The sequence below is a fragment of the Vibrio sinensis genome (assembly GCF_003605645.1).
In the GTDB taxonomy this organism is placed as follows: domain Bacteria; phylum Pseudomonadota; class Gammaproteobacteria; order Enterobacterales; family Vibrionaceae; genus Vibrio; species Vibrio sinensis.
In genome coordinates this window covers 1-11,947 of record NZ_QVMU01000046.1, presented here as the reverse complement: position 1 = coordinate 11,947, position 11,947 = coordinate 1, and the positions used below count along the sequence as shown (strand labels likewise).

At 41.9% G+C, this 11,947-nt stretch carries 12 protein-coding genes; 7 read left to right on the top strand and 5 right to left on the bottom strand.

Annotated elements, in window-relative coordinates:
• Positions 1-266: 266 nt before the first annotated feature.
• From katE2 to DZ860_RS23155, 4 genes are all read right to left on the bottom strand, one after another.
• Entirely contained in the window at positions 267-1,712 is a 1,446-nt protein-coding gene (katE2, locus tag DZ860_RS23170; RefSeq protein WP_120035661.1) for a catalase KatE2, read from the bottom strand.
• Between the two features lie 285 nt (positions 1,713-1,997).
• The gene (gene curA, locus DZ860_RS23165; protein ID WP_120035659.1) at positions 1,998-3,029 is read right to left on the bottom strand and encodes an NADPH-dependent curcumin/dihydrocurcumin reductase; all 1,032 of its coding nucleotides are present in this window, start codon (positions 3,027-3,029) and stop codon (positions 1,998-2,000) included.
• 220 nt (positions 3,030-3,249) lie between these two features.
• The gene (locus DZ860_RS23160; RefSeq protein WP_120035658.1) at positions 3,250-3,867 is read right to left on the bottom strand and encodes a TetR/AcrR family transcriptional regulator; all 618 of its coding nucleotides are present in this window, start codon (positions 3,865-3,867) and stop codon (positions 3,250-3,252) included.
• Between the two features lie 250 nt (positions 3,868-4,117).
• Positions 4,118-5,107 (bottom strand): 2-hydroxyacid dehydrogenase, encoded by a 990-nt coding sequence (locus DZ860_RS23155; protein WP_120035656.1) that lies wholly within the window; start codon positions 5,105-5,107, stop codon positions 4,118-4,120.
• A gap of 592 nt (positions 5,108-5,699) precedes the next feature.
• On the opposite strand from DZ860_RS23155, the gene DZ860_RS23150 reads away from it, so the two are divergent.
• Both DZ860_RS23150 and DZ860_RS23145 read left to right on the top strand, forming a co-directional pair.
• A complete protein-coding gene (locus DZ860_RS23150; RefSeq protein ID WP_120035654.1) occupies positions 5,700-6,485 on the top strand; it encodes a ferredoxin--NADP reductase in 786 nt (261 codons plus the stop codon).
• A gap of 61 nt (positions 6,486-6,546) precedes the next feature.
• The gene (locus tag DZ860_RS23145; protein WP_120035652.1) at positions 6,547-6,885 is read left to right on the top strand and encodes a TehB family protein; all 339 of its coding nucleotides are present in this window, start codon (positions 6,547-6,549) and stop codon (positions 6,883-6,885) included.
• Positions 6,886-7,055: 170 nt separating this feature from the next.
• Here the strand turns inward: DZ860_RS23145 and DZ860_RS23140 are convergent, their stop codons facing one another.
• Positions 7,056-7,529 carry a peroxiredoxin gene (locus DZ860_RS23140; RefSeq protein WP_120035650.1) on the bottom strand — a complete coding sequence of 158 codons (474 nt, stop codon included), beginning with the start codon at positions 7,527-7,529 and terminating at the stop codon, positions 7,056-7,058.
• Between the two features lie 240 nt (positions 7,530-7,769).
• Between DZ860_RS23140 and DZ860_RS23135 the strand changes: the two genes are divergently transcribed.
• The 5 genes from DZ860_RS23135 (at position 7,770) to DZ860_RS23115 (ending at position 11,748) form a co-directional block, all read left to right on the top strand.
• Positions 7,770-8,363: a LysE family translocator gene (locus DZ860_RS23135; protein WP_120035648.1), complete on the top strand. Its 594-nt coding sequence runs from the start codon at positions 7,770-7,772 to the stop codon at positions 8,361-8,363.
• A gap of 65 nt (positions 8,364-8,428) precedes the next feature.
• A complete protein-coding gene (locus tag DZ860_RS23130) occupies positions 8,429-9,259 on the top strand; it encodes a helix-turn-helix domain-containing protein (RefSeq protein ID WP_120035646.1) in 831 nt (276 codons plus the stop codon).
• Between the two features lie 165 nt (positions 9,260-9,424).
• Positions 9,425-9,985, top strand: a complete 561-nt coding sequence (locus tag DZ860_RS23125) for a sugar O-acetyltransferase (protein WP_120035644.1) — start codon at positions 9,425-9,427, stop codon at positions 9,983-9,985.
• Positions 9,986-10,195: 210 nt separating this feature from the next.
• On the top strand, positions 10,196-11,137 hold the full coding sequence (locus DZ860_RS23120) for an LpxL/LpxP family Kdo(2)-lipid IV(A) lauroyl/palmitoleoyl acyltransferase (protein WP_120035642.1): 942 nt from the start codon (positions 10,196-10,198) through the stop codon (positions 11,135-11,137).
• 278 nt (positions 11,138-11,415) lie between these two features.
• A complete protein-coding gene (locus tag DZ860_RS23115; protein WP_120035640.1) occupies positions 11,416-11,748 on the top strand; it encodes a YggL 50S ribosome-binding family protein in 333 nt (110 codons plus the stop codon).
• Positions 11,749-11,947 lie beyond the last annotated feature (199 nt).

Sequence of the window (11,947 nt, the reverse complement as noted above, 5' to 3'; positions counted from 1 at the left end):
GCATTGAGATGATGTTCTTGGCAAAACTCAGCGGTAATCTGTAACTCTTTAGAAAACTCAGACATAAAAAAATCGGCCTCAACTATGTTGAGACCGATTATGAACCCTGCTCAGGATCGTTCAATTATTTAAAACGATCAGCATTAACTCATGGAGTGGCTTTTTGTCTAATTCGTTAAGCAATAATTTCTTAAGAATTTACTGCTTAATGCATTATTGCTTAGCACGTTATGGTCGCGACAAGTCACGACCAAGATCAACGTGGTTTAAGCGGGTTCTTTCACCATATTAAGCGCAGTTGCTAAACCTGAACCGTAAGCTTCATCAGCTAGGAATGCATGTTTAATGTGACGCTCTTTGATAAATTCAGGCACACCATCCATTGCACGTACAGTATTCTCAATAAGAATTTGGCGTTGTGCTTCAGTCATTAGACGGAATAGATCACCTGCTTGGCTAAAGTAATCTTCATCTGCACGATGGTCAAAATGAGCGGCATTGCCATCAATGCGTAGTGGTGGCTCAGAATAATCAGGTTGCTCTGCCCACTCTTGTTTGTAGTTTGGCTCATAACCGATAGTTGAACCAAAGTTATTATCAACACGCATTGCGCCATCGCGGTGGTAGCTGTGAACAGGACAACGAGGTGCATTCACAGGAATTTGGTGATGGTTAACACCTAGACGGTAACGCTGTGCATCGCCGTAAGCAAATAAACGACCTTGTAGCATTTTGTCTGGTGAGAAGCTGATACCAGGAACGACAGCTGCCGGGTTAAACGCTGATTGCTCAACTTCAGCAAAGAAGTTCTCAGGGTTGCGGTTTAGTTCAAACTCACCAACAGGGATCAATGGGTAATCTTTTTGAGACCATACTTTAGTTAAGTCAAATGGATTGAAGTTCACTTCATCCGCTTCAAGTTCAGGCATGATCTGTACGTACATCTTCCATTTAGGGAAGTCTTGACGTTCAATCGCTTCATATAGGTCACGGTGGTGACTTTCACGATCTTTACCAACAATGCTTTCTGCTTCTTGGTCAGTTAGGTTTTTAATGCCTTGCTGAGTTTTAAAGTGGAATTTTACCCAGTAACGCTCATTGTCAGCATTAATAAAGCTGAAAGTATGGCTACCAAAACCATGCATGTGACGGTAAGACGCAGGAATACCACGATCACTCATTACGATAGTGACTTGGTGGAATGCTTCTGGAAGAGACGTCCAGAAATCCCAGTTGTTAACGCCACTACGCATGTTGGTGCGAGGGTCGCGTTTAACTGCGTGGTTAAGATCCGGGAATTTAAGCGGATCACGCAAGAAGAATACTGGCGTGTTGTTACCAACCAAATCCCAGTTACCTTCTTCAGTATAGAATTTTAGTGCAAAGCCACGAATATCACGTTCAGCATCAGCGGCACCACGTTCACCAGCTACCGTGGTAAAGCGAGCGAATAGGTCGGTTTTTTTACCCACCTCAGAAAAGATTTTTGCGCGAGTGTATTGCGTAATATCATGAGTAACAGTAAAGGAACCGTAAGCACCAGAACCTTTTGCGTGCATACGACGCTCTGGGATCACTTCGCGATCGAAATGAGCTAATTTTTCGAGAAACCAGACATCTTGTAACAGTTGTGGGCCACGTGGTCCTGCTGTCATCACATTTTGGTTATGAGCGACAGGGCAGCCTGCTGCTGTGGTTAATTTTTTACTCATCTTACTTTCCTTCCAAGGTTGGGATTCGACAAAAAGAATGGATTATTTTTTGTGCTTTCTCATCATTTGCAAAGAGAATAGACCTGTTTTTATAGTGATGACAATCGGTTGTAGTTATTAATCTGATAGAGTTCACCAATGGTTTAATAAATTGTTAAATCCTTGGTTTTATTCGATAAAAATTATTGATAGTGTGAATAAAGATAGGTGATGGATATTGGAATTTGACGAGAAATTGTTTAAGTGAAGATACGCCCCACATTGTGTTCATGTAGGGCGTTTAGTTTAAATCGCTTGGTTGGTTTGAATCACCAACTTGCCGAAGTTTTTACCATCAAGTAGTCCGATAAACGCTTGTGGCGCATTTTCCAAACCTTGTACTAAATGCTCACGATAGTGAATTTTTCCATCACTTAACCATTGAGTCATATCATGAGCAAATTCGTCGTAGCGATGCGCATAGTCATCAAAAATGATAAAGCCTTGCATCTTAATGCGCTTAATCAACAGTTGACCCATTAAAAGAGATAAGCGATCAGGGCCATCCGGTAGCGCCGTTGCATTGTATTGAGAAATTAGACCACATAGCGGAATGCGCGCGCCGGTATTTAATAGCGGTAGCACTGCGTCAAATACTTTTCCGCCCACATTTTCAAAGTAGATATCAATACCCTTGCTACACGCAGCGTCGAGCTGTTGGCTAAAATCTGTTGCCTTGTGATCGATACACTCATCAAACCCTAAAACTTCTTTAGCGTATTGGCACTTTTCTGCACCGCCGGCAATGCCGATGACGTGGCATCCTTTTAGTTTACCAATCTGGCCCACCATTGATCCCACAGCGCCCGTCGCTGCGGCGACAACCAAGGTATCTCCCGGTTTTGGCTGACCAATATCGAGTAATCCCATATAAGCAGTAAATCCAGGCATTCCCATCACGCCGAGTGCATAAGAGGGGAAAGGAGGATTAGCGCCTAGTTTAATTAAGCCCTCACCATTAGAAATGGCATAGTCTTGCCAGCCACTATAAGCAAGAACCCATTCGCCGGCTTGAAAATCGGAGTGCAATGATGTTTCGACCTGGCACACCGTACCTCCCACCATGACTTCATCCAAGGCGACCGGATCTGCATAGGATTTTGCGTCGTTCATTCGCCCACGCATGTATGGGTCAAGCGATAAGTAAACACTACGAAGTAAAAGTTCACCTTGTTTCGGTTGAGGTTTGGCTGTGTTTTCTAGGCGAAAATTATCAGCGATAGGTGCACCCGTTGGGCGAGAAGCAAGTACAATTTGGCGGTTAATGGATTCAGTCATAGTGTGTTCCTTTCTTTGTCTATGCTTTAGCGTTCGTGTTTTAAAAGCTTATGTTTTAAGTTGTGTCGATTTACTGTTAGGTCATCATAGCTTATGAATAAAATAGACCAGTCGTCTAGTGTTGTTCCCCAAAAATCCCGCCTGTGTTTAGGGGGGATAGTTTAGGCGGGGATTTTGGTTATTCTGTTCCATCAATTTAAACAAAGTGATGGCTGTGAGGTCAATCGTGTTGGGGTTTTAATAATGTTCTGGTAGTCGCAAGGCAAAGCTTTAAACTCGCACGATCTTGATATAATTTATTGAGTAAACTTGCGCCAATCCATTGCTGATAGAGTTGTTGTGCTGTTTGGTGCGCATCGGAAACATTAATTGAGCCATCACGAATTCCGATCTCGATTCCAGACTGAATGACTTGAATAATCTGCGCGGCACCCTCGGCAAGTACATTTCTCATACTGTCAGATAGATCAGCGACTTCAGCGCTCAATTTCACAACAAGGCACTTGTTGGCATTACACTGGCCGTTTTCTTCTTGCGTCCACAATTCAAAATAGTGGATAACGCGTTCATAACCAGTGTTATCGCCATGAATAAATAGCGCCGTAACTTTTTCAATATATTGAGCGAAATAGCTCTTTATCAGCGCTTCGCCAAACTCCTCTTTGGACTTGAAATAGTGATAAAAAGATCCCTTTGGTACATCGGCAACTTTGAGTAACTCAGATAACCCGACGCTCGTGAAGCCCTTTGCAACAATCAACTCGTAGCCCACATTCAATATGTGCTGACGTGTGTCGTTGGTTTTATGGGAAAGATTTGTGATTGATTTCGTATTCATAAACAATACTATAACGATCATTAGACCAGTCGTCTAGTGGGCGTGTCGATCTGATATTTTTTAATAGGTTTATTAATAGGTTTGTTATTTAGTGAACGACGAATTGGTTTGAGGGGGCTAGCTGCATAAGTTCTCAAGCAATAAACAGAAGAAAGGCTGAAACACTGGTGCCAACCCTGTCGTAAACTTGAGTTGGCATCAATGAGTCGTATGTTGTGAGCCTGCACTAAAGCATTATAAAAATAAAACGCTATAAGAAATTAGCGCTGGTTGTATTGTGTTGGAAATCTGAAATATTGCCCAATGTTGTTTGTGCGATATTGTGCAGCGCCTCATTAGTCAAAAACGCTTGGTGTCCGGTGAAAATAACGTTATGGCAGGATGAAAGTCGGCGGAAAACGTCATCAACAATCACATCGTTAGATTTATCTTGGAAGAATAAATCCCGTTCGTTGTCATAGACATCTAGACCTAATGACCCAATTTTTCCCTGCTTTAAAGCTTCAATTGCGGCGACTGAATCTAATAGTTCACCGCGACTGGTATTGATGATCATGACACCATCTTTCATTTGGGCGAATGCTTGGGCATTTAGCAGATGGTAGTTCTCTTCCGTCATTGGGCAGTGAAGTGAAATTACATCCGATTGTTTAAATAGTGTTTCAAGGTCGCAATACTCAGCGCCCAAAGTGATGGCAATATCATTTGGGTATGGATCGTAGCAAAGTACTCGCATTCCTAATCCTCTTAGGATCCGCATGGTCGCCAAGCCAATTTTTCCTGAACCAATGACGCCAGCTGTTTTCCCATAGAAGTTAAAGCCGACCAATCCATCTAATGAAAAATTCGCCTCTCTTGTTCGTTGATAGGCTTTATGAAAACGACGGTTGAGCGTCATCATTAATCCAACAGCATGCTCAGCTACCGCCTCTGGTGAATAGGCAGGAACGCGAGCGAGTTGAATATTAAGTGCTTTCGCTGCGTCGAGATCGACATTATTGAAACCTGCGCAGCGCAAGGCAATCATTTTGACCCCTAGCTCGGCTAACACTTCTAATACAGGGCGTGATAAATCATCGTTAACAAATGTACATATTACATCGCAACCTGCAGCGAGCTGAGCGGTTTTCAGCGTTAAGCGAGAATCGAAGAAATGAAGAGTGTAGTTGGGGTTGGTGAGTGCTTTGTTGAAAGAGACCTCGTCGTAAGACTTGGTACTAAAAAAAGCAATGTTAAGCATAATTTGCTCCTCTTCAAAATTAAAAATTTATTGTTGTATTAATTATTTGAGCGTCACTAGCAGATAGCGATTCTTGTCTTAGTGTTAGCTTAGGTTTGAAGCTCAGGTACTTCGCTCAGATACTTTGCTTAGACACTTTCAGTTTAGGCGCTTTTACTTAGCCGTTTAAATTTAGCGGTTTCTAGATCTGTGCGGGTTTTAGATTGAGCGGTCCTGTATCTATGTGATTTGGCACTAAGCTTAGTATCTAGTTTGCCAGCTATTCAGCCTTTCATCATAAATGTTCGGCGATTTGAACGGCATTGCTATATTTACAATGTTTGTTCTCATTTTGGTTAGGATAAACGAGGGCACAGTGGTGAGATGATAGCTATCTAGATACAACTTTTTGAAATTCAGGTTTGTCGGATTGATAATTTATTTGTCGTTGTGACAATGGTTAAAAAGACAATTTCATAGTTGGTTTTTGCTAAGTTTATGAAAATTAACAACTAAAAATATTGGCACTAATAATGCAGTTTAATGTTCGAACGAGACTTTAAACGGATGAAAGAACGGACGAATGAAGACTCGAATAAAAAGAGAGGTGATTATGAATAGAAACTCAGAAACCTATCCAGACGGATTTGTTACAGGCCAAGTGGTTGCTCGTACAGATTGGACTGATAACTTGTTTTCACTGCGTATTAGAGTTCATTCGTTGTCGTTTGAAGCGGGGCAATTTACTAAATTAGCGTTGAGAAATGTGGATGGTGAATGGGTTCGTAGAGCGTATTCACTGGTTAACCACCCAGACGACTACAAGCACACCAATGAGGCTGAATTTCTTATCATTACAGATTCAGCGGGGCAGTTATCTCCAATGCTGCAACGGTTAGTTGTAAATGATGAGGTTGCAGTATCGACTTACAGTTCTGGGTTTATGACGCTTTCGGAAATCCCTAAAACAGCGACGGATTTATGGCTGTTGAGCACGGGTACCGGTATCGGTCCATTTTTATCATTATTAGACGAATCTAGCGTTTCATTGCCGAATAATAATTTAGTGCTCGTTCATGCCGTCCGCTTTGAGTCTGAATTGGTTTATCAAGAAAAAATCGAGCAATTCAAGCAACGTTATGGGGAGAAATTTCATTATGTGCCAATTGTATCTAGAGAATCGGTTACCGGAACTTTGCGTGGAAGAATACCAATGTTACTTGAGTCAGGAGAGCTCGAAAAAGTCACAGGTATCACACTCAGTCACGCAGAAAGTTTCCTCTATCTTTGTGGTAATCCGAACATGGTTAAAGAAACACGTGAAGTCTTGAAGCAAAGAGGATTTCGAAGCAACTTGCGCCGTGAGGCGGGCCATTTTAGTAGTGAAAATTATTGGTAGTACCTCAAGTGACACGAAAATCAGTGTGAGAACTAGCTTGAGAAGAATAGAGGTAAAGAGAATGAGTCATTTAAGAATTCCAGCGAATTGGACAATTCAACGTTCAACGCCATTTTTTACAAAAGAGAATGTACCAGCAGCATTACTTTCTCATCACAATACAGCAGAGGGCGTTTTTGGTCAGCTTTGTGTGATGGAAGGTGAAGTGACTTATTACGGTTTTGCTAATGAGCAAGCCACCGAACCAGAGCTTAAGGTTGTTATTAATGCAGGACAGTTTGCTACTAGTCCTCCAGAGTATTGGCACCGTATTGAAATGAGTGATGACGCGCAATTTAATATTAATTTCTGGTCTGACAAAGATAAGCGCGATCAACCGATGTTTAATGCGAAATCATGAGATAAAGCTCTCTAAATCTCGCTAACAGTTCCAAATATGAGTTAAACATAAAGCCGCCTTATTCGGGTAATATGTGTTTTAGTCGAGCGTGTTTAGGTTATAAGCACGCAAGTAAAAGCACGGAATATGAATAGGGCGGCTTGCTGATAATCAGAGAACGAAGTCGCGACTTAAAGCTGCGCTAAGATGGTTTCAGCGCTACTGATTTCGAAAGATTTTGGCGGTTCCACGTTTAATGTGGTTACTACGCCATTGTCGATGATCATCGCGTAACGTTGAGAGCGAACCCCACCAAATCCAGCGGTATCCATTTCCAGTCCGAGAGCTTTAGTAAAGCTCGCATCACCATCGCCAAGCATTAAAATTTCTGAAGCATTTTGCGCCTCTCCCCATGCTTGCATAACAAAAGCATCATTCACCGAAACACAGGCAATAAGATCTACGCCTTTTGCTTTCAGTTGATCGGCAAGCACGACGTAGCCGGGTAGGTGAGCTTCAGAGCAGGTCGGTGTGAATGCCCCAGGAACAGCAAACAGAATGACTTTTTTATGGGCAAATAATTCAGTGACATCGTGGTTTTTCATGCCATCGTTAGTGAGTTCACTTAGGGTGCCACTAGGTAGGTGTTGACCTTGTTCAATCATGATAATGTCCTTTTGAGGTATGAGCGTTTAAGGCGTAAGAATTCAGTGTAACGCGCTAAAGGGTGCGAAACCACCGCAGAAGAGTAAGGTTTTTCTTCTTCATGTCCCGCTATTACATATTTAAGTTTGTTGCTGAAGCATCATTTTTATTCGTTGTTCTACTTAATGAGGCCGCTGCAATATCATTCAATAAGTTCGCACTTAATTGCGATACTCTCGTGATTCGAAAGGAGTATTTGAATGAATAGTTTGTTGTTTGCGATGGTGGTATTTGCATTTGTAGGGTCGGTAACTCCGGGGCCTGTGAACTTATTGGCAACCAGTACGGCGGTCAATCATGGGATACGTGAAGCAAGTAAGCATGTGGTGGGTGCTTCAGTTGCCTATGCATTCGTGGTGTTTTTATCTGGCAGTATTTTGCATAACTTAACCACGTGGTTGCCTAAACTCGAGCTTGTAATGCAATCATTGGGTAGTGCGTTTCTTATCTATTTAGCGTTTAAAATTTTTACAGCGCCAGTAACGTCATTACAAAGTACGGGGTTCGGACGCTCTGGCTGGTGGACTGGTGGCCTAACTCAGATTTTAAACCCTAAAGCTTGGCTTGTTGCGATGTCGGGAGTGAGTTTGTATGTGATTGGACAAGATAACGAATTCAATGCGCTGGTGTTATTTACCCTAGTTTCTTTAATACTTTGTCTGATCGGTGTCGGAGTCTGGGCGATTATTGGGCGAGTATTAGCAAAATTTCTTGAAAATCATCGCAAGCAACGTCAGTTTAATAGAATCATGGCGGCGTTGCTGGTGGCATCTGTTGGCTTGATCTGGTTGTAACCGCCTATTATAGGTACAACGCAAGTATAGGTACAACGCAAGGGATTGGTTTTTCGAGGGCAAGGATGAAAGCAGATAGTAGTGCCAATTTTAAACAGAGTACCTTAGTTCCATGGATAGAACTAAGAGTCGCGACACAAAGTTCTGCCTGTTATGAAGCGCATTCTCATGATGAATTCTCATTTGGCATTATTAATCAAGGAACCGCAAATTATTACAATCGCGGCGTCAGTCATCGAATTGGGCGCGGCGACGTGGTGACGATTAATCCCTCAGATGTGCATTCGTGTAATCCCAATCTTGGGAGTTGGTCTTATAATATGTTGTTTGTCGACACTCTTAAAATGGGCGAACTTCAACAAGAGGTTTTACACAGTCGAGGTCAAAGTAGCTCTTTTGATTATTTGCCATTTGTAGGCGATTTAGAACGCCACAGCTTAATAAAACAACAATTTCAATCTCTGTTCATGAGCTTGAGGCAAGAACGTGACCTGTTACAAACCCAGAATCATCTATTTGCTTTCGTTGAGACAACTCTCGGCTCGGTTTCATTTGATACCAATGAAAATGTGCTAGCGCCTTTAAGCCGAGTGAGAGACAAGCTATTGGATGAAATAGATGCTTCTCATCAATTGGAAACTTTGGCGACAGAAGTCGGTTTAAGCCGTTACCAATTGCTGCGCATGTTTAAGCGTCATTTCGGTATGACGCCCCACGCTTATGTGATGGATGAAAAAATTAAACGAGCAAAAGTAATGCTAAAAAGAGGGCAAGGTATTTCAGACATTGCTCACCAACTTGGCTTTTCGGATCAAGCTCATTTTCAACGTCACTTTAAAAAAGTGCTCACAGTTACCCCAAAATACTATCAGTCCCACTTTGTTATGGACCGATAATCTCCCTAACATCGAAGCAACGGGTATGTGCTATTAGAGATTAAACCGGTTCTATCATGGGCTTGTCACTTATTGGGGAGTAAAGCGCCGATATTAAAAGAAAATAGTGTTATTTGTCGGTATGATTCGGGCGGTAGTTAACTAACTCATGTTGTAGGAGATAAAGTGACTGAGTTTGAGAAAATGAATTCCGGTGAAAATTTCAATGGGGCCGATGAGGACTTGAATCTGATTCGTGATAGAGCAGCGGAGCTATTGAGCAAACTCAATACAACTATTGATGATGTAGCGCGTACGGAAATTCTGTGCCAATTGATGAAAAAGTTCGGTAACAACAGCATTATTCGTACCCCATTTTCTTGCGAATTTGGTCAGACCGTTTCTGTGGGTGATAATACATTCATTAATATGAATGCGACTATGCTCGATGGTGCTGACATTACCATCGGTGATCATGTATTGATTGGGCCTAATGCGCAATTCTATACCGCAGGGCATTCTTTGGATTATCGCAGTCGTCGTCGCTGGGAAACATTTTGCAAACCGATCGTAATTGAAGATGATGTTTGGATCGGGGGTAATGTGGTGATTAACCAAGGTGTCACGATTAGGGCTCGTTCAGTTATTGCGGCTAATTCAGTGGTCACAAAAGATCTACTGCCTGATTGTCTTTACGGTGGTACACCAGCGAAATTAATTCGACGACTGGAAGAGAACGAAAATTAACCAATAAAACAATGTTTAACTATTTGAAAATATTGAATTAAAAAATATAAAGTCAATAGCACAATGTTTTTCTTGTGCTATCTGCCCAATATCCATACAATCCGCGCGCTTTCCCGTTTATTTATCGACCCAATCAATGATAAAAGTTCAACCCAATCATCATTGTTCTTAAAATAACCCAATTGTGTCGCGCATGCGGCTGTAAACTTCATGACTAAATTTACTCAGCCAACATTTAAATTGGCATTTTTATCCCCGCGTTACTGGGGAACATTATTATTAGTTGGCTTAATGTATTCACTAAGCTTGCTCCCTTTAACGGTACAGACGTTTCTTGGCCGAAGAGTTGGTCGTCTAGCACTTAAATTCATGAAAAAGCGTCAAGTGACGATTCGCCGTAATCTAGAGCTTTGTTTCCCATTAATGAGTGAAGTGGAGCGTGAAGCGATTGCCATCGAAAATATCGATAATACGGGCATCGCTTTGTTTGAAACCGCAATGGCTTGGTTTTGGTCTGATGAGCGTGTCAATAAACACGTCACGATCAAAGGCATGGAGCACCTAGAAGAGCTAGAGAAATCAGGCCGAGGTGCACTGATGTTAGCGGTTCATTCAATGAATCTAGAGTTAGGTGCACGTGCATTTGGTATCAAAAAATCGGGAATGGGCGTTTATCGACCAAACAGCAACCCGTGTTATGACTATTTCCAATATAAAGGTCGTTCACGTTCGAATCGCACTTTGATTGATCGTAAAGACGTGAAAAGTATGCTGCATTCGTTAAAAACTGGCGAGCGAGTTTGGTATGCACCAGATCATGATTATGGATTACGTCGCAGTGCTTTTGCGCCGTTGTTTGCGGTAGATAAAGCTTGCACGACAACAGGTACAAGCTTGTTAGTTGATGCGACTGATTGTGCAATTGTTCCGTTTACAATGGTTCGTGACTCGAATAATCATTACACATTGACGCTTCATGCTCCAGTTGAAGGGTTTCCAAAAAATGAACCCGAGCAAGCGGCTGTGTTTATTAATAAGATTGTTGAAACTTCGATTTTGGCTTGCCCTGAACAGTATATGTGGTTGCATCGCCGATTTAAGACTCGCCCTGAGGGTGAAAATTGTCTTTATCGGATGTGTGCTCGAGCATAATCCTCCTGTGTATATAGCTCATAGTTAAAGTTGTATTTTCAAGTATCTCGCTGTGAATGATAAGCGCCTTCTCTTTTGAGAGGGCGTTTTGCTTTGTGTACAAAGTCATCTCAGATTACTTAGGTGTAGAGCATAGAATAGTCAGATGGAGCTATAGGGTTAATGAATGATTAACACTCAAGCCGTTGCATGTAATAAATTGTTAAACAAGCATCAAAACACTTGTTGTTCTAGCGCCAAGCCAGTATTTTGAAGAGATACCAATGTAGGAGGTAATCATGGCACAGAACAGAACTAGAAGATTAAGAAAGAAATTATATACGGGTGAATTTACCGTTCTTGGTTTCGAATTTTCTTGTCGTCTTGAAATGCAACAAGAATCAGAATTTGATCAATTGATCGATGATTTCATGGCATTTCTTGAAAAGCGTGACTTGATCATGGGCGGCGGTGCTGACCTGACATCATTTGACGGTTTTGTCGTTCCTGAGGGGCGTTACAATTCAGCAACAGAAGATGACCGTACAGCGGTAGAGCAGTGGCTAACTGAACGAGCAAAATGCTCTGAGATTAAAGTTGGCACTTTGGTTGATGCAAACCAAGCGCTATAAGGCAACCAGCGTTATTATTGACGTTGAATGTTGAAAAACGGGAGCTTTAAGCTTAATGCCACTCGCTTAAGAGCGAGTGGCATTTTTATCTCTAAAGCGTGAGGGGTATTTCTGCGCTTTTTTTAGCACAGCTCTGGGGTAAGGCTTTCTTTTTCTCTTTTTAGGAAGTATTAGCCGTTTGCCATTGTCCCTCAACTCT

Bases quoted from the DNA above. Each gene is read 5' to 3' on its own strand.
- katE2 (WP_120035661.1), bottom strand. From the start codon at position 1,712: ATGAGTAAAAAATTAACCACAGCAGCAGGCTGCCCTGTCGCTCATAAC.
- curA (WP_120035659.1), bottom strand. From the start codon at position 3,029: ATGACTGAATCCATTAACCGCCAAATTGTACTTGCTTCTCGCCCAACG.
- DZ860_RS23160 (WP_120035658.1), bottom strand. From the start codon at position 3,867: ATGAATACGAAATCAATCACAAATCTTTCCCATAAAACCAACGACACA.
- DZ860_RS23155 (WP_120035656.1), bottom strand. From the start codon at position 5,107: ATGCTTAACATTGCTTTTTTTAGTACCAAGTCTTACGACGAGGTCTCT.
- DZ860_RS23150 (WP_120035654.1), top strand. From the start codon at position 5,700: ATGAATAGAAACTCAGAAACCTATCCAGACGGATTTGTTACAGGCCAA.
- DZ860_RS23145 (WP_120035652.1), top strand. From the start codon at position 6,547: ATGAGTCATTTAAGAATTCCAGCGAATTGGACAATTCAACGTTCAACG.
- DZ860_RS23140 (WP_120035650.1), bottom strand. From the start codon at position 7,529: ATGATTGAACAAGGTCAACACCTACCTAGTGGCACCCTAAGTGAACTC.
- DZ860_RS23135 (WP_120035648.1), top strand. From the start codon at position 7,770: ATGAATAGTTTGTTGTTTGCGATGGTGGTATTTGCATTTGTAGGGTCG.
- DZ860_RS23130 (WP_120035646.1), top strand. From the start codon at position 8,429: ATGAAAGCAGATAGTAGTGCCAATTTTAAACAGAGTACCTTAGTTCCA.
- DZ860_RS23120 (WP_120035642.1), top strand. From the start codon at position 10,196: ATGACTAAATTTACTCAGCCAACATTTAAATTGGCATTTTTATCCCCG.
- DZ860_RS23115 (WP_120035640.1), top strand. From the start codon at position 11,416: ATGGCACAGAACAGAACTAGAAGATTAAGAAAGAAATTATATACGGGT.